We start from the raw sequence: 17,163 nt of genomic DNA on the forward strand, positions 1-17,163 counted from the left end.
GACTACGAAATGTTCTGATTCCCGTTGGGAATTAGACGTTTCGTATTACCGTCGTGATAGGCCCAGCTTCGCATATCGATCTCGCTCGCTCTTTGAGCCTTGCCGCGACATCAGCGGAAACCGTGCGGTCGCGTCGTCCTACGTTAGGATAACGATGTCGGCTGCGCTCAATGACCGGCTATTCGACTTGAGCCCGGCGACTGAACGCATTCCGGCTAATCGTTAGTATACCCAGGCAGACGACGCCGACCGTCCCCAGCGCTAGAGCGCCGTTGAGCAGCACGTACAAGCATTAAGAAGAGTCGCCACACCCGTAAAGCGCTTGCCCTTTGTTCAACTGGAGCAGGTTGACTTTTTAAATCAGATGGCCTTGAAACTCGACGGCAAACCGCAGAACCACACGGTTGATTCGAGTTGTCGGCAATAACGGTGCGGCATGGGTTCCATTTGTGTGTCCACCTGTCGGTTTTCTGACAGTTTCCGGGCGCAACTCCAGGCATGATGGGTCCACGCCTCTGGCGAGGCAACCAGCCGGCCCTGGCATTTCGAGTTGCGTCATGCTGGACCCATATCTCTTCGAAACGGACGGATTAACGATGGATCAATTCGGTGATTACCAGAACGAAATCTACTTGAACGGCCTCCGGGGTATTACACCGAGCCTTCCAGTCGATTTCAAACTTCTTGAAGAACGAGGGAGCGCGGCCCTTTCACCGTCGGTCCTCTCTTATGTGCAAGGTGCCTGCGGGGACGAGTCCACTCAGCGCCGCAATGTCGAAGCATTCGCGGAGTGGGGCATCGTGCCGCGAATGCTGGTCGATACGCGTGCTCGTGACCTGTCTGTCGATGTCTTCGGAAAGCGGTACAAATCCCCCCTGATGTTGTCCCCGATCGGAGTGATCGGAGTCTGTGCCCAGGACGGCCATGGCGATATCGCCACGGCTAAGGCAGCAGCAGCGGCCGGCGTGCCGATGATCGCCTCCACGCTCATGTGTGACCCGCTCGAAACCGTCGCGCAAGCTTTGGGTGACGGCGATGCCTTCTTTCAGCTCTACATGCCCAAAGATCGTGATCTTGCAGCGAGCTTCGTCCGCCGGGCCGAGGCGGCCGGCTACAAAGGCATCGTCGTGACGCTGGACACCTGGCTCACAGGTTGGCGTCCGCGGGATCTCAACAGCAGCAACTTTCCCCAGATGCGCGGTGTCGCTCTAGCGAACTACTTCGCAGACCCGCACTTCCGCGCCAAACTCGTGGCGCCCCCGGAGGAGGACATCGCTGCCGCCGTCCTGTACTGGGCATCTGTCTTCGGGCAGACCGTGACCGTGGAAGACCTGGGGTGGTTGCGCTCGATCACCAGCTTGCCGTTGATCGTCAAGGGCATCCAGCATCCGGACGACGCGATGCGGGCCATTGATGTCGGCGTCGACGCCGTCTACTGCTCCAATCACGGCGGCCGCCAGGCCAATGGCGGGATTGCGTCGATTGACCTTCTTCCGGCGCTCGTCGCCGCATGCCGTGATGTACCGGTCTGGTTCGACTCCGGCATCCGTTCGGGGACCGATGTGGTCAAGGCGCTTGCTATGGGAGCCAGCATGGTTGGCATCGGCAGGCCCTATGCCTACGGCCTGGCGCTAGGCGGCACGCCAGGCGTCGTCCACGTCGTCCGGTCCATCCTGGCCGAGGCGGATCTTTTAATGGCGGTCGACGGATTTCCCGACATCGCGGCACTGCGAGCTGCCGGCGTGCGCCGTACGCGCCCGTAGCATTCAGTAGCAGCCATTCGCTGCCGTCGTCGAATGGCTGCTGTAGATCGTGAACTACGGCGACCACCTGACCTTACGATCGATTGAGGTCACCCCTACCGAATTCGACCACTCAGCCACTCGCTTAACGGGCCGCGATTTAAACGCAGAACCGAATGACCGGTCGACTCTCCAAATGCTCGTCGAGCGGTCCCGCGAACGCAAATCCATGAGTCCGACTTGCAATATGGTTTGTGTACTTAACGCAGACCTTGTTCGTTCTGGTCAATAACAATCTGCCTGTCAATGGTCGCACGTTTTTCACACAACGTTAGCTAACAGAGCGATTCAGGTAGACAAAGAAGAATCGGAATAACACAGCAAATCAGAAGAGCGTCAATTTCGATCCTGCCGGATCGGCCAAAGTACCGCACATAACATCGTTTTGCGTTCTTATGCAATCTGCTGAACATATTCTATTAGCATTTTTGCACACGTTATCGGCCCATATATAAAAACTCCCGACGGCCGTCACTATCGGAAAATTTTATATTTCTCTCAATCGACCGGAGGTTCCGATGCAATAAATACGTTGTCCTATTCATATTTATTTTATATACGGTGCCGGATCATTACTTCGTGATAAATCCGGCGGGTTATGTAGCGATTCCTCCAGGCAACTGATAAAGGCACTGTCGAATAGCGAGTGGTCGGCGGCGTGCGCGAGTACCGAATATCGAACTCACGACGGATGCGCGAGCCGACTTCGCCGAAGTGCTGCCACGAGGACTCGCCCCGTTTCGATTTTGGGATGTTTTTTCAAGCAATTTACGACCAATATATGAGGATCAAAATGAACAGGGAATTGGTGTTTCTCGCAGTCGTGGCTCTTTCCGGCTGTGGCGGGTCTTCCGATCCGGTCTCAAATCCAGCGACGAGCGCACAAGCTGGCTCGGCCAGTGCGGCCTCGAGTGCCGCTTCCGATCCAGTAGCGTCCACCCCGGTCACGATTGATGCAGAAGGCGACTCGACCATGAAAGGGGCACTGTGGATGAATGGGGCTTATGTATATGCCAATATGCCCGCGCCCGCGGTGGCTCAAGAGCAGTTAATCCGGAAGCTCGGGGTGGAGGGGATCACCGTTGAGAACAATGGTGTTGTCGGCGAGACAATCGGGGATGACATTAGCGGATGGGCGGGCATTGCCCCTCTTGCCACTCGCCTGGCTACTGATCAATCGCAGATCGTAATGGAAAATTATGGCTTGAACGATTCGATTGAAGTGGATCTTCAGACGTATCACGATAACCTGGTTGCCTGGATCGCCGTAGTGAAGCAGGCAGGGAAAATTCCAGTGCTTGAAGAACCCAATCCTCCAAGCCTGACTTACTACACCCAACTGCCATCGTTCGTGGCAATGGTGGACCAGGTCGGCTATGAAGAGCAGGTTCTGGTTATCCAGCAGTACAACTACATTCTCTCACTCACCAATTGGCAAAGCATGCTGACCGACGGTATCCACCCTGACCAGGCGCTTTATACGATCAAGGGGCAACGTGAAGCCTGGTCTCTGCAACCGTTGGTTGCCAAGACCATGGTGGCGAGCGCTTCGTGAAGCGCCACCCTTCGGACTCCATAGGTAAGTGACGGAAAATTCCAGCTGTGTGAGCGTTTCCACCAGACTCGAGAATCCACGCGCACCTTTGCGGGCGATCTCCAGGTTTGGCGGGATTTCCGCTGTTATGCCCGGTGAGATAACCTGTTGGGCATTCAGATCAATATTGCACCGGTATGTTCTCGCGCAACCTTTCGCGCCTGCACAGGCAGCCTCCCGGTCACTGCGTCGTATAAAACCTTCGATCTGAGCGACGATAACAAAGGAGACCGCCGTGAGATTTATGGCCGTTATCACCATCCTTTTTGCTCTGGTCGCCACGCCTGCCCTTGCCGCCGATGTCGGCTTCGAGGAGGTCAAGATAGCGAATGGCACGGAGCCGCCGCTAACGGCCGGGATCTGGTATCCGAGTGACACGACGGCGACACCGCACTCCTTGGGTAATTTCACCCAGACTGTGGCACCGGACGCTCCGGTCGCTGGCGATCGCCTGCCACTGGTGGTGATGTCGCATGGCGGAGGAGGGTGGTACGGCGGTCATTACGACACCGCTCTTGCCCTTGCTCACGCGGGCTTCGTGGTGGCGGCTGTCAGCCATGCTGGCGACACCTTCGATGACCAGAGCGGGGTCTTGCAACTGTGGCGCCGTCCCGCCCAGCTTCACCGGCTGGTGGACTACATGCTCGACGAGTGGCGTTGGCACGGGCGGCTGGATGCGACCCGGGTCGGTGCGTTCGGCTTTTCCAACGGTGGCTTCACCGTGCTCGTGGCCGCAGGCGGAATCCCGGATCTTTCAGAGATCGCCCCGTATTGCGAGGCCCATCCTGAGCATGACCTGTGCGCGACCCTGAAACATGCCGGGGTCGATCTTCATTTCAGCTCCAATGTTCCCGCCAGCGCCTGGGTCCACGATCCGCGCATCAAGGCCGCGGTCATCGCCGCGCCCGCGTTCGGCTTCACCTTCGGCCGCGCAGGGCTAAGCAGCGTGAGCGCGCCGATCCAACTCTGGCGAGCAGCCGATGATCGCCATCAGCCACATCCCTACTATGAACAGGCGGTACGCGCCAATTTGCCGCGAGAGCCTGAATACCACGTGGTCGCCAACGCGGGCCATTACGATTTCCTGCCGCCTTGTGATGCGCAACTCTCCCGCAAGGTGCCGGAAATCTGCAACAGCCTGCCGGGCTTCGACCGCGCGGCGTTCCACGAACAATTCAATGCCGATGTGGTGCAGTTTTTCCAGGCAACGCTGCGATAGAAAGCGTCTCATCTTTCATCAACCTTCGTCAGCCCCACCGCCGCGCACAAAATCCACAAACGCCCGCAACGGCGCCGGCACATGCCGCCGCCCCGGATAGTAGAGAAACGGCCCGGAGAACGCCGGCCACCATGGCTGCAGAATCGGTTCCAGGGCACCGCTGTCCAGATACGGACGCAGCATATCCTCGAACAGGTGGATCACGCCCAGCCCGGCAACCGCACTGCTGATGGCCAGATCCATCGCCGCCCCCGGCCTGACCAGTAACGGCCCTGCCGGATCCAGTCGCACCACTTCACCATCGCGCTCGAAATCCCAGGTCGGCATCGCGCCACCCGCAAACTGGCCGCGCAAGCACGCATGCCCCAACAACTCACGCGGATGCTCGGGTCTGCCATGCGCATCGAGATACGCCGGCGCCGCCGCCGTCGCGAAGCGCTGGACACGCGGTCCGATCGGCACCGCGATCATGTCCTGTTCGAGTCGCTCGTCGTAGCGGATGCCCGCGTCGCAACCGATTGAAAGCACATCGACAAACCCGTCCTCAACCACCACCTCGACGCGAATGTCCGGATAGGCCTTCATGAATGCCGCCAGCAGGGAAGGCAGAATGATCCGCGCGGTGCTTGACGGCACGTTGAGTTTGAGCGTTCCGGTCGGTTTGTCGCGGAACACATTCAACACGTCCAGTGCCGCTTCCATTTCGCTGAACAAGGGAGTGATCTTTTCAATCAGACGCAAACCTGCTTCGGTCGGCGCCACGCTGCGCGTAGTCCGGTTCAACAGGCGCAGACCCAGCTTCGACTCAAGACGGCGTACGGCAATGCTGAGGCTCGATGCCGACACGCCGCTGATACGCGCGGCGTCGCGAAACCCGCCAGCGCGGGCCACCGAGACGAAGGCGGCGAGATCGTTAAATTCCATGGTCATTGTTCACAATTTTCAACAACCTGTGCAATTTAGACCGGATTATCTAACAGCGCAATCGCCGCCATACTGAAGCCGAACCTTCAACACGGAGCCAGTCATGTCAAACGTCACCCCCTCGGACACTTTCCCGTTTGCCGGCCGCCAGGTGCGCCGCATGGGCTACGGCGCGATGCAACTCGCGGGTCCAGGCGTATTCGGGCCGCCGAAAGATCACGACGCGGCCATTGCCGTGCTGCGCGAGGCGCTGGCCTCAGGCGTCAATCACATCGATACAAGTGACTATTACGGACCGCACGTCACCAACCAGTTGATTCGCGAAGCACTTCATCCTTATCCAGAGGATCTTTTGATCGTCACGAAGCTGGGCGCCGTGCGCGGCAACGACGGTGCGTGGTTGCCGGCGATGGAGCCGGAAGATCTCGAGCGTGGAGTCCACGACAACCTTCGCAACCTCGGCCTCGATGCGCTGGACGTCGTCAACATGCGCATCATGGGCAAGGTGCACGCGCCGGATGAAGGATCGATCGAGAAGCCGGTGACCGCGCTGGCTGAGTTGCAACGCAAGGGGCTCGTGCGCCACATCGGACTCTCCAACGTGACGGCGACGCAGGTTGTGGAGGCGCAGAAGATCGCTGAGATCGTCTGCGTGCAGAACAATTACAACCTGGTTCACCGGGAGGACGACGCGTTAATCGATGCGTTGGCAAAGCAGGGCGTCGCTTACGTGCCGTTTTTCCCGCTGGGCGGCTTTACGCCGATTCAATCGTCGGTGCTCGCGCAGGTGGCCGGGAAATTGAGCGCGACGCCGATGCAGGTGGCGCTGGCCTGGCTACTGCATCGTTCGCCGAATATCCTGCTGATTCCTGGCACGTCGTCGCTCGGGCATCTGCGAGAAAACCTCCAGGCGGCGCAATTGAAGCTGTCCAACGTGGTGCTCGCCGAACTCGAAGCGGTCGCGCAGGCGCACAGCGAATAGTCGTACGCGACCTGGGCTGGCGCGCTCGTCATGACCATGCGACGAGGCGCCTGGAAGCGTCCTACGCAGGCAGTGCGAGGAAGCGCTCGACGAGCCGCGTCCAGTAGGCCGCGCCTACCGTGAGGTTGTCGTCGTTGAAATCGTACGACGCGTTGTGCAGCATCGGCGCGCGTTCGCCGTTGCCCAGCCGCAGGAAGCAGCCCGGTTTTTCTTGCAGGTAATAGGCGAAGTCCTCGCTGCCGGCAATCGGCCCGAAGCCGTCGACCACGCGGTGCTCGCCCACCAGTTCGCGTGCAACCCTGAGCGCGAAGTCGGTTTCCTTGACGCTATTGATCACCACTGGGTAGCCCGGCACATAGTTGATCTCGATGCGAGCGCCGTGCGCGTCCGCATGCGCGTGCGCGAGCGCGCGGATGCGGGTTTCGAGCAGTGTGCGAACCTCGGGATCAAACGAGCGCACGCTGATCTGCAAGCGCGCCGTTTCCGGGATCACGTTGGCCACATGTCCCGCGTTGAACGCACCGACCGTAACCACCGCGGTGTGCATCGGATCGACACTGCGCGACACCACTGTCTGCAATGCGCTCACCAGTTGCGCACCGATCACGATCGGGTCCACGGCAAGATGCGGGCGCGCCGCATGACCGCCGCGACCGTGAATGATCAATTCAACCGTATCGCACGCGGCCATGAACGGCCCGCTGCGGAACAGGAACGTGCCGGTCGGATAGCCGGGGTGGTTGTGCAGACCGAAGATCGCGTCGCACGGGAAGCGCTCGAACAGGCCATCTTCGATCATCCTTTTAGCGCCGCTGTCCGCGCCGATTTCTTCGGCAGGCTGGAATACCAGATGCACGGTGCCGTCGAAGCGGCGCGTGCGCGCCAGATGGCGCGCCGCGCCGAGCACCATGGTCGTGTGGCCGTCATGCCCGCAAGCGTGCATCTTCCCCGGCTCAGTGCTGGCGTAGGGCAGACCGGTTTCCTCGTTGATCGGCAGGGCGTCCATGTCGGCGCGCACCGCTACGGCGCGCGTGCCGCTTCCTGCCTTGAGCGTGGCCACCATGCCAGTGCCGCCCAGGCCGCGTGTGACTGCATAGCCCCAGCTTTCGAGACTCTGGGCGACGAAATCAGAGGTCTTGAACTCCTGATAGGCCAGTTCCGGATGCTGATGGAGATGGTGGCGAATGCCGCTCAACTCGTCGCGCAGATCCTGGGTGTCGTGGAGGGAACAGAAATCCTGAGTGGCTGACATGAATGGGGCGCTCGTACGAGTGAAGAATGTGCTCAGTATTTTGCCGTAACGACTGGCGATCAATGATCTTTTCCGGTCGAGAATGTTGATTCCCCTATCAGGCAATGCCAAAGCGGTGGTCGACGACAGGGGCGGACGGGTTAGCTAACGAAATCTGCTCGCTGGAATACGAGCAACTGCATCGCCGCTGCAGCGTTCAGAACGACGCGTTCGCACGTCCAAAGCTTTGCATATGCATATTGATTGGTTCGGCCCAACGCGGCGCCACCGTATTCTAGGCAACGCGGCAGGACCGGCTGCGCGCGTTTCGCGCCTCCCACCCAACGCCCACCGCGCTCCGCTTTGAAACTGCAAGGGATACACATGGCTGCACAGGAACACCCCATCCACGACGCACATCGCCGCACGTTGCTGAAGGCGGCCGCAGCACTCGCGGTGAGCACGGGCGCCACCATCGCAGGCGGCGCGGCAGCGCTGCTGTCGAGTCAGACGGCACGCGCCGAGACCAATCCGAAGACCTTGCGGATCGGCTTTCAGAAATACGGCAACTTCGTGGTCCTGAAAGCGCGCGGCACGCTTGAGAAAAAGTTCGCTGCGCAGGGCATCAGCGTGCAATGGCTTGAATTCCCGGCTGGCCCGCAACTGCTCGAAGGCTTGAACGCGGGCGCCGTCGATGTCGGCACGGTGGGTGAAACCCCACCCATTTTTGCGCAGGCGGCGGGCGTCGATTTCGTCTACATCGCGAACGAGCCGCCGGCACCGCGCGGCGAAGCGCTAGTCGTGCCGCATGATTCGCCGATTCGCAGCGTCGCCGAACTGCACGGCAAAAAGGTCGCGCTCAACCGCGGCTCGAACGTCCACTTTCTGCTGGTCAAGGCATTGCAGCGAGCGGGCCTCGCCTATACGGACATTCAGCCCATCTATCTGACGCCCGCCGATGCTCGCGCGGCGTTCATTCAACGCAGCATCGACGCGTGGGTGATCTGGGACCCGTATCTGGCCGCCGTCGAGCGACAGGCGAATGCACGGGTGCTGACCAATGCCGAAGGGATCGTCAGCAACATCCAGTACTACGTCGCGACGCGTAAGTTTGCGACGACCCAGCCGCAGGTGTTGCACGTCCTGCTGGACGAACTGAATCAGATCGGTCAGTGGGGACGTAACAATATTCCGGCGGTGGCGGCCCAGTTGTCGCCGCTGGTCGGACTCGACACGGCCACCCTCGAACTCGCGTTAGGACGAGCAGGCTACGGGGTGCAGCCCATTACCGAGGCGACGCTCGCCTATCAGCAACAGATTGCCGACACCTTCACCAATCTGAGGCTCATTCCCAAGAAGCTGACGGTAGCCGAGGCCCGCTGGGACACGGCCTGAGGACCCACCGGCGCACCGGCGCACCTGCGCGCATCGCCAGCGCCGGGTTGCTGCTTCACATGCCTTTGAAGCGGTCCGCATAGAGTCGGCTCACAATCAGTCGCGTGTCATGTCCACGCAGGCTGAGCGTGAGCTTGCCGGACTCGTCACGCGACGCGCTGGCGATCACGTCTGCGCGCACTACCGTGCCGCGATGAATCTGCCAGAACTGCTGCGGATCGAGTTGTTGTAGCAGGTCGCGCAAGGAAACGCGGATGAGATGCTCGCGCTCGGCAGTAATCACCCGCACGTATTTATCCGCGGCTTCGAAATACACCACGTCGCTGACGGGGACCATCGTGATCGTGTTGCCGGCGCTTGCCTGAATCATGCGCAAAGGGACGGCGGGCGTCGCTGCTGCTTGAAGCCCGGCCGTCCCCATGCCGAACAAGCCACGCAACTGGTCCAGCATTGGCGCGAGAGCCGCCTCGCCCGTCGCCGGCTGCATGCGCGCCTGCAGCGCTGATTGCAGGCGCTGGCAGGTTTTAGCCAGTCTTTCGGGTTGGACGGGCTTGAGTACATAGTCGAGTGCCGCACGCTCGAAGGCACGCAGCGCGTACTCGTCGTACGCCGTGACGAACACCAGCAAAGGCAGTGGGCGGTCGTTGTCGGGCCAGTCTTCCGCCAGCGCCTGGGCTGCGTCGAGGCCGCTCATGCCGGGCATGCGGATGTCGAGAAACAGCAGATCGGGTTGCAACGCCAGACCTTGCTGTAGCGCGGACACCCCATCGCCGACCGACCCGACGATGCTCAGCTCAGGCCACAGGCGAAGCAATTCGGCTTGCAGGTTGGCGGCCAGCAAGGGTTCGTCTTCGGCGATCAGGGCGGTTGCGTGCATGGCGAAAGGGAAAAATCAGGTTGGGGTTCGAGCGGTCAAGTGGTCAGGTGATTCGATAGTGCAGTACTTCGGCGGCCCAGCTTTCCGGTCTTCATTTCATATAATCGGCAACCGCACCGTCGCGAGCGCGCCGCCGCGGCCATCCATCGGCGAGCTGAGTTCGAGCGTGGCGGCCTCTCCATACAACGCCGCAAGCCGCTCGCGGACCTGCTGCATGCCGAAGCGCGTGCCATCCGCAGGTGCAACGCCGAGTCCCGCGCCCGTGTCGCGCACACTGAGCACCAGCGCATGGCCGTCGCGTCGCGCGGCCACTTCGATCTGGCCACCGGTCACACTCGGCTCCAGCCCGTGCTTGATCGCGTTCTCCACCAGCGGCTGCAACAGCAGCGGCGGGACAGGCAGGGCGCTCAGATCGTCAGGTAAATCGAGGGTGCCGCGCAGGCGGCTGCCCATCCGAACCTGCATCAACTCCAGGTAATCGGACAACCGCGCAAACTCGGCCGACAGCGCATGCGAGTCCGTACGCGAAGCATTTAGCGTAGCGCGCAGAAAGCCGTTCAGATGATCGAGCATGGCCTGCGCGCGTGCCGGGTCCTGGCCAATCAGCACACGTAGATTCGCCAGCGTGTTAAACAGCATATGCGGTTCCAGTTGCGACACTAGCAGCTTCAACTGGTTTTCCGCCGCCGTGCGCAGCGCGATCTGGGCGCGCGCTTCAGTGGCCGCGAGGCGTCCGCGGACATAGAAAAAATACGTGCAACCGACCGCCAGGGCAAGCGTCGGCGCCAGCGTCGGCAGCAATTGACTCGCGTTACGGATCAACGTGACTGGGGGACGGTGCACGCCCGTCAGCAGATCGCCGAGCATATGGCCGCCGAAGTAGCCCACCGCCGCCGAGGCAGCCACCCACGGCGCCATCCAGGCCCAGCCGGGCCAGCGCCGCTGGGCGGGTGTCGTCACGGCGCCTTCGGGCAGGCGCCGGATTAGCGCTGACGAAAATCCGTAGCGACCCGCCTCGACCAGGGTCTGAATACACACCGTTATGCAGGACGCGTAGATCAGATCCGACACCCACGTTTCACCGGAAAACGGGCTGAAAAAGAATGAGCAAGCCAGAGACACGCCAATCGCGATCCTCAGTTCGCGCCAAAGCCATGCGAGTGCGTTACGGTACTTGGGCATTCGGAGTCTCAGAGTGCGGCGCGGGTGGAGAGGGGCGGCCAGTGCTGCGGATTGTAGCCGCTTCAGGGCCGTATCAGACTGGCGTTCCATCGCGCGGCGGCCACAGCATCAAAAAGCCGAATTGCTCACCGTATCGCGCTGCACAGCCTGTCGAACCACCCGCCACATGACGATTCCACGGGCAAGGAATGCGCCGCTAAAACCACCGTAAGCCAACCCGACCAGACCGGCAAACCCTGCGTCGACAGCCAGCGCGGGGTTTGCAGCGACGGCGACACTCACGGCGAACTTCAGGCAAAACAGCGTCAGAAACAGGGTCAACGGCAGCCAGCTACCGGGCACGAGCAGGGCGCGATCCGCCGCGGACCACTCAACGCCGCGCCATACGCCGAGCGTATTGCACAGGAACACGCTCAGAACCGCACCCACCGCCCAGGCGGCCAGCGCCACCGGCTCATGCAAAAACACCGAGGCCACCCCGTAAAACGACAGGGCCATCATCACAACGGGCAGCGTCGTGGCGCTGCGCACCGAGCGCAGGCGCGGCAGCGTCTGTTTCATGCCGGTGATGGTCAGGGCGGCCAGCAGGCCCCAAACCCAGTGCGGTGTCTGCTGAAGAATGGAAATAAACATGGCGATTGGCTCCGTGGCGTCAACGAGGGGGTTCGATGACGCACATGGTCGGCCGCGTCGCCCACGCGTTCGAGCGGTTTGCGACAAAATGACGGGGCGCGTCGCGAAACGCTCCGATAGCGGCGCGAAACCCTTGCGACCGGCTGAGGTCTTATCGCGATGGTGCCCAGCAGCTCAGCCCGGCCGCTTCTGATCGCTGCCGTACAGATGAAGCGCGGCGAAGCTCCTACGTTGTAACTGGGGCCGCGTGCCCGATACCTGCCAGGATAGGGGTTGCATCGTTATGAGAAATTGCTTGTCCAGCGCGCTTACCTTGCTCACCGCGATCGGCGCCGCATGCTATTCCTTACCCTCCGCCGCGCACGAACTGGATGCGCAGCTGGACTGCACCATGAACGCGCATACGTTTATCGCGTCGCTGCAGAGCGACCAATATATCGAACCGGTGCCGATGCACGTCGAGGCAAATTCCGTCAACGCGTTCCGGCCGACGCGCGGCAGCGAATTGACCGCGTTCGGGTTTCGGGTCTACGCCGTACTTGGCTTTGAGCACGACGACGAGATGTTCCATAAGGGCAGCGGCGAGGCCATGCCCGGCTCGTTATACGGCGTGGTCGTGTTCGGGCCGAGCGATTCCGTCAAGATGCATCTGCGTGACGCAGGCAGCGACGCCGCGGTTCATGAAGTGATGCCGCTCGTCATGACCGCGGTGCTGTGCAAGTCGAGTAACTGAAACGGGATCAGTGGGCGAGAATGCTCATGGCCTGCCGCTTGAGGTCGAGAAAGCCAGGCTCCAGCGACATTTCCCAGTTGCGCGGGTGTGCAAGGGGCACATCGCTGGTTAGCGCCACGCGTCCGGGGCGCCGGCTCATCACTACGAGCCGCTCGCCGAGCAGGATCGCCTCGTCGATATCGTGCGTGATGAATACCACGGTTGCGTGGATGCGGTCCCACAGATCGAGCAGGAACTGCTGCATGGTGCGGCGCGTTTGCGCGTCCAGGGCGCCGAATGGTTCATCCATCAGCAGGACACGCGGTTGCATGACGAGTGCCCGGGCGATGGCGACGCGTTGCTGCATGCCACCTGACAACTCATAGGGACGGTGTTTTTCAAAGCCCTGGAGGCCGATCACGTCGATCACATCGTCTACGCGTTTCCAGTCGATGTGTCGCGTGTCGCGCATCCGGAGGCCAAAGGCAATGTTGTCCCGCAGCGAGAGCCACGGGTAAAGGCCCGGTTGCTGGAACACCACGACCCGGTCCGGGCCTGGCTTGACGATGCGGGTGCCGTCCAGCGTAAGCTGGCCGGCGCTCGGGGCGGTAAGCCCCGCCAGCATGTTCAGCAAGGTCGACTTGCCACACCCCGAGGCACCGAGGATGGTCACGAAAGTGCCATCCTCGATGGTCAGGGAAATCTCGTCGAGTGCCCGATGCGGACCAAAATCCTTGCTGACACGATCAATCACGATCGTCATAACCAGACCCCTTACCTTGTACGCTATTGAGCCGCTTTGGCCGCAAAGCTTGAATTCACAGCGGGGGCGAAGCTGGCCGGCATGTCGGTGACCCGGCCAATCTTCTGCAAAACCTTCGCGGTGTTTTCAAGCGTTTTGGTGGTGGCGGAAGTGGCCATGCCGCTGCCGGAGCCCAGCACTTTCGGCGTGACCTGATCCTTTGCCGAATAGTATTCGTACCCTGCAAGCTCCGCTTTCGCGACCGGCAGCGTCACGCCCGCTTCCTTGGCCATCATGGCGAGCGCGTCGTCCGGATGCTCCTTCGTATAAGTCACGCCCTGGTCGAGCGCCTTCACAAAGGCGACCACAATGTCCGGGTTTGCGTTCGCCCATTTGGTATTGGCGATGCACACGTTATAGGACGACGCATCCGGCGGCAGGTCGGCATCCGTCTTGATGGCGTGCCCGCCTAGCCCCTGCAGCGCATCGAAGACGGGATCCCACACGATGGCGGCATCGATGCTGCCCGTCGTCCACGCAACATGCATTTCAGGCGGCGACATGTTGAGTTGCCGTACCGATTCCATCGGCACATGGGCTTCGGTCAGGAAGGTCGCGAGTTCGAACGACGCTTGCGAGCCCACGACGATGGCAATCGTTTTGCCCTTTAGATCGGCCACCGAATCGATTCCCTTGCCAGGACGCACGACGATGCCGGCGTCACGTGTATAGCGCTCCTGGTTGAATACGATGGCCAGTGGCAGGCCTTGCGAAACACCGGTGACGAAGGGCGGAATGCCGATACCGCACATGAATTGCAGGCTGTTCGAGGCCAGCGCGCTCATGGCTGCGGGACCCGAGTCGAAATACTTGAGGCTGACTTTGCCCGGAATATTCTTCTGGAACAGATTCATCCCCTTGGTCACCATGTACGGGTCGGCGCCGCCGTTTTCATAGCCGATCACCACTTCCTGTGCGTCGGCAAAAGTGGAGGCTGCGGCCGCAATGAGCAGCACAGAAGCAGTAAGGCCCATCCCGAGATACTTACCCATTTTGTCCACGACATCCTCCGTTTTTATGCGTGCTTTTGTGCTGGTCAACCTTGACCACGCCAGGGTACTGCACGGCGTTCGACCAGGCGGATGAGAAGTTCCATGCCGTAGCCAAGAATGCCGATTACCACGATGCCCACGATCACGATTGCCACCTGCAGGGCCTGACCTGCGTATTGAACGAGCCAGCCGAGCCCCTGATCCGCCGCGATCAGTTCAGCGGCGACGAGGCAGGTCCACGCGACGCCGATGCCGACCCGCATCGCCGTGAAAATTTCAGGCAGCGCCGAGGGCAAAATCACGTAGCGAAAGATTTGCGTCTCCGATGCGCCCAGCGTGCGGGCAACCGACAGCCTGAGCGCCGGTGTGCCTTTGACGCCGGAAATCGTGCCGATAATGATCACCGGCACGGTGCCGACGAGGATCAGCAGTACTTTGGGCAACTCGCCGATGCCAAACCACACGACCAGCAACGGAATGTAGGCAAGCGGCGGCACCGGGCGGACGAACTGTAGAAATGGGTCGATGATGCGAAATATCAGTGGATTGCGCGCCATGCCGAGTCCGATCGGCACACCCAGGATCACCGCGCCGACAAATCCCAAGGCAATGCGCAAGACACTGATCCAGATGTCGTCATAGAGCGAATGTCCGCCATATTCATGGGCGAGCAGCAAGACCAGCGCCTTCCACACCGCCGCAGGCGAAGGCAACGCGATCGGCGGAAAAACCTGTAGCACGGACACGATCTGCCACAGCACCAGTGCGCAGATCAGCGCGATCACTGTCGCAAACCGGTGAGCATGGCCACCCACGCGGGCGCCCATCGAGCCGCGCCGGATTCCTTCTCCTTCTGCGACGGTGATCGGCGCAGTTTCAGTGGCGGACCCGTCAGGTTCGGGTGGCGTAGTGCCGGCCACCTCGACTGCCTCAGGTGCCTCGGTACTCTCGTGTGTCACAGGCATGCGGACCTCCTTTTCTGAATCTAAGCACTCGCCGCCGGATAGAAATAGTCAGTACTGCGTCGTAACAAGGCGAACATGTGGCGCGCCGTTCGTCAATCGGTGCATCGGCGCGTAGTGCTGTTTCGCGCTGCGTCGTCCAGTCACGAACGTGGGTCACGACGGCCTGAGAGCAATTAGGAGTTCATCTTTTTACATCTGATGATTTTTTTCCCTACGAAACAGTAACCTATAATTTCCTGATCAAAAGGGTGGGTTAACCCGGCGCGCCGTGAAGGCCGAAATTCTGCCGGAAAGCCCCGTCCAGTATGACCGTGGCGGTGTTGAACCTCGCTGTGAGTGAAGCCGCGGCGACGGGGCTTGTCCCAATCGTCGGGCTCGGGTTGAATCAAGTATCGTCATTAAAAAATATGGCAAGTTAGAGCCAGACGGTGCCGATCGTTGAGTCCACATCTGCGCATCTGGAATGGGCCAGCACGGGGAACGGCTCGTGCCGCCCCGCGACATGTCCGCACAACACGGTAAAACGCGATTAAACGCGGTGCAACCCACAGGAGTCAGCATGCCTAGCCGGACCTCGGCGGCGTTATGGACCCAGCGCTTCCAGCGCTCGCCCGAATCGAACATGAGCCTGCAAGGGCAGATCCGCCAGATGCTGGTGGCAGCGATTCTGGACGGCCAGTTGACGCCGGACACGGCATTGCCGTCGAGCCGCGAACTGGCTGACCAGTTGAGCGTGGCCCGCAATACGGTGGTGCTGGCTTATCAGCAACTCGTCGAGGAGGGCTATCTGATCTCTCGCGAGCGCAGCGGGCATTTCGTCAATCCAGCCATGCTCGAAGGCCGTCACGGCTTCGCGCCGTTGCAGACGGTGCCCGAGCCCGCGGCCAACGAGGCGCTGGCGCGGCCCGACTGGAGCGAACGGATTGCACGCGCGCCATCCGCCCAGCGCAATATCGTCAAGCCCAGCAACTGGCAGAAGTACGAGTTTCCGTTTATCTACGGACAGTTCGATCAATCGCTGTTCCCGACCACCGACTGGCGCGAGTGCTGCATGAAGGCGCTCTCGGTGATGGAAATTCGCAACTGGGCGCCGGACCTGATTGAGCGTGACGACGAAACACTGATCCAGCAGATCCGCACCCGCGTGCTGCCGCGCCGTGGCGTGTTTGCGATGCCCGACGAGATCGTCATTACCATTGGCGCGCAACAGGCGCTGTATCTGGTGGCCGACCTGCTGGCGCGGGGCGAGACCACCATCGGCTTTGAAAACCCCGGTTATCCCGATGCCCGCAATATCTTCGAGAACCGTAACGCACGGTTGCAGCCGCTGCCGGTGGATGGCGGCGGCGTGCGGCCCGTCGAAGACGCCGATCTGCTCGCGCAATGCGATTACGTCTACGTGACGCCGAGCCACCAGTGCCCGACCACCGCCACCATGCCGATCGATCGCCGCCACGCCTTGCTGGAACTGGCGCAGGAGCATGACTTCGTCGTGATTGAAGACGACTACGAAAGCGAGAACAATTTCTCCGGTTCGCCGCATCCGGCCTTGAAGAGCCTCGATACGGCGGACCGGGTGATCTACATCGGCAGTCTGTCGAAGACCTTTGCACCCGGCTTGCGGCTCGGTTACGTGGTGGGTCCGCGCGAACTGGTGCGCGAGCTGCGGGCGCTGCGCCGGCTCATGGTGCGCCACCCGGCGGCCTATATCCAGCGCGCGTTCGCGACGTTTCTGGCGCTCGGCCATTACGATGCGTTGCTGCGCCGGCTGGCCTACGCGTATCGCGAACGGGCACTTGCGTTGATGGCCGCGCTCGATGCCCACTTGCCCGAGGCGCGCCACGTGCCGATCA

15 protein-coding genes are annotated in these 17,163 nt (G+C 61.1%); 7 read left to right on the forward strand and 8 right to left on the reverse strand.

The genetic code is table 11. The annotated features are described in order from the left end of the window. Window positions 1-557 precede the first annotated feature (557 nt). The 3 genes from WCA85_RS06090 to WCA85_RS06100 all read left to right on the forward strand — a co-directional run bounded on the left by WCA85_RS06090 (window position 558) and on the right by WCA85_RS06100 (window position 4,615). Window positions 558-1,763, forward strand: a complete 1,206-nt coding sequence (locus WCA85_RS06090; RefSeq protein WP_424062267.1) for an alpha-hydroxy-acid oxidizing protein — start codon at window positions 558-560, stop codon at window positions 1,761-1,763. A gap of 832 nt (window positions 1,764-2,595) precedes the next feature. Continuing rightward, window positions 2,596-3,357, forward strand: coding sequence for an SGNH/GDSL hydrolase family protein (locus WCA85_RS06095; RefSeq protein ID WP_424062268.1), 762 nt, complete (start codon window positions 2,596-2,598; stop codon window positions 3,355-3,357). A 283-nt stretch (window positions 3,358-3,640) separates the two neighbouring features. Further along, window positions 3,641-4,615 (forward strand): alpha/beta hydrolase family protein, encoded by a 975-nt coding sequence (locus WCA85_RS06100; RefSeq protein WP_424062269.1) that lies wholly within the window; start codon window positions 3,641-3,643, stop codon window positions 4,613-4,615. A gap of 18 nt (window positions 4,616-4,633) precedes the next feature. Here WCA85_RS06100 and WCA85_RS06105 read toward each other — a convergent pair whose 3' ends face one another. Continuing rightward, the gene (locus WCA85_RS06105; RefSeq protein WP_424062270.1) at window positions 4,634-5,539 is read right to left on the reverse strand and encodes a LysR substrate-binding domain-containing protein; all 906 of its coding nucleotides are present in this window, start codon (window positions 5,537-5,539) and stop codon (window positions 4,634-4,636) included. 103 nt (window positions 5,540-5,642) lie between these two features. Here WCA85_RS06105 and WCA85_RS06110 point away from each other — a divergent pair, with 103 nt between their 5' ends. Continuing rightward, complete coding sequence (locus WCA85_RS06110) at window positions 5,643-6,521, forward strand: aldo/keto reductase family oxidoreductase (RefSeq protein ID WP_424062271.1); 879 nt, start codon at window positions 5,643-5,645, stop codon at window positions 6,519-6,521. 61 nt (window positions 6,522-6,582) lie between these two features. Here WCA85_RS06110 and WCA85_RS06115 read toward each other — a convergent pair whose 3' ends face one another. After that, entirely contained in the window at window positions 6,583-7,773 is a 1,191-nt protein-coding gene (locus WCA85_RS06115; RefSeq protein WP_424062272.1) for a M20 aminoacylase family protein, read from the reverse strand. Between the two features lie 363 nt (window positions 7,774-8,136). Between WCA85_RS06115 and WCA85_RS06120 the strand changes: the two genes are divergently transcribed. Next, window positions 8,137-9,147 carry a sulfonate ABC transporter substrate-binding protein gene (locus WCA85_RS06120; protein WP_424062273.1) on the forward strand — a complete coding sequence of 337 codons (1,011 nt, stop codon included), beginning with the start codon at window positions 8,137-8,139 and terminating at the stop codon, window positions 9,145-9,147. A 55-nt stretch (window positions 9,148-9,202) separates the two neighbouring features. Here WCA85_RS06120 and WCA85_RS06125 read toward each other — a convergent pair whose 3' ends face one another. The 3 genes from WCA85_RS06125 to WCA85_RS06135 all read right to left on the reverse strand — a co-directional run bounded on the left by WCA85_RS06125 (window position 9,203) and on the right by WCA85_RS06135 (window position 11,926). Then, window positions 9,203-10,024, reverse strand: a complete 822-nt coding sequence (locus WCA85_RS06125) for a LytR/AlgR family response regulator transcription factor (RefSeq protein ID WP_424062274.1) — start codon at window positions 10,022-10,024, stop codon at window positions 9,203-9,205. A gap of 96 nt (window positions 10,025-10,120) precedes the next feature. Beyond that, window positions 10,121-11,206, reverse strand: a complete 1,086-nt coding sequence (locus WCA85_RS06130) for a sensor histidine kinase (RefSeq protein WP_424062275.1) — start codon at window positions 11,204-11,206, stop codon at window positions 10,121-10,123. A gap of 108 nt (window positions 11,207-11,314) precedes the next feature. Continuing rightward, complete coding sequence (locus WCA85_RS06135) at window positions 11,315-11,926, reverse strand: DUF6622 family protein (RefSeq protein WP_424062276.1); 612 nt, start codon at window positions 11,924-11,926, stop codon at window positions 11,315-11,317. Window positions 11,927-12,134: 208 nt separating this feature from the next. Between WCA85_RS06135 and WCA85_RS06140 the strand changes: the two genes are divergently transcribed. Further along, on the forward strand, window positions 12,135-12,572 hold the full coding sequence (locus tag WCA85_RS06140; RefSeq protein WP_424062277.1) for a hypothetical protein: 438 nt from the start codon (window positions 12,135-12,137) through the stop codon (window positions 12,570-12,572). A 7-nt stretch (window positions 12,573-12,579) separates the two neighbouring features. Here the strand turns inward: WCA85_RS06140 and WCA85_RS06145 are convergent, their stop codons facing one another. From WCA85_RS06145 to WCA85_RS06155, 3 genes are read right to left on the reverse strand one after another with little or no spacing between them, the layout of a single operon-like run. Further along, window positions 12,580-13,314, reverse strand: coding sequence for an ABC transporter ATP-binding protein (locus WCA85_RS06145; protein ID WP_424062278.1), 735 nt, complete (start codon window positions 13,312-13,314; stop codon window positions 12,580-12,582). Window positions 13,315-13,337: 23 nt separating this feature from the next. Further along, complete coding sequence (locus WCA85_RS06150; protein WP_424062281.1) at window positions 13,338-14,345, reverse strand: ABC transporter substrate-binding protein; 1,008 nt, start codon at window positions 14,343-14,345, stop codon at window positions 13,338-13,340. A 44-nt stretch (window positions 14,346-14,389) separates the two neighbouring features. Beyond that, complete coding sequence (locus tag WCA85_RS06155) at window positions 14,390-15,310, reverse strand: ABC transporter permease (protein ID WP_424062279.1); 921 nt, start codon at window positions 15,308-15,310, stop codon at window positions 14,390-14,392. 559 nt (window positions 15,311-15,869) lie between these two features. On the opposite strand from WCA85_RS06155, the gene WCA85_RS06160 reads away from it, so the two are divergent. Next, window positions 15,870-17,163 (forward strand): PLP-dependent aminotransferase family protein (locus WCA85_RS06160; protein ID WP_424062280.1); only part of this gene is annotated, 1,294 nt, incomplete at its 3' end.

Source organism: Paraburkholderia sp., assembly GCF_049581445.1.
GTDB lineage: Bacteria > Pseudomonadota > Gammaproteobacteria > Burkholderiales > Burkholderiaceae > Paraburkholderia.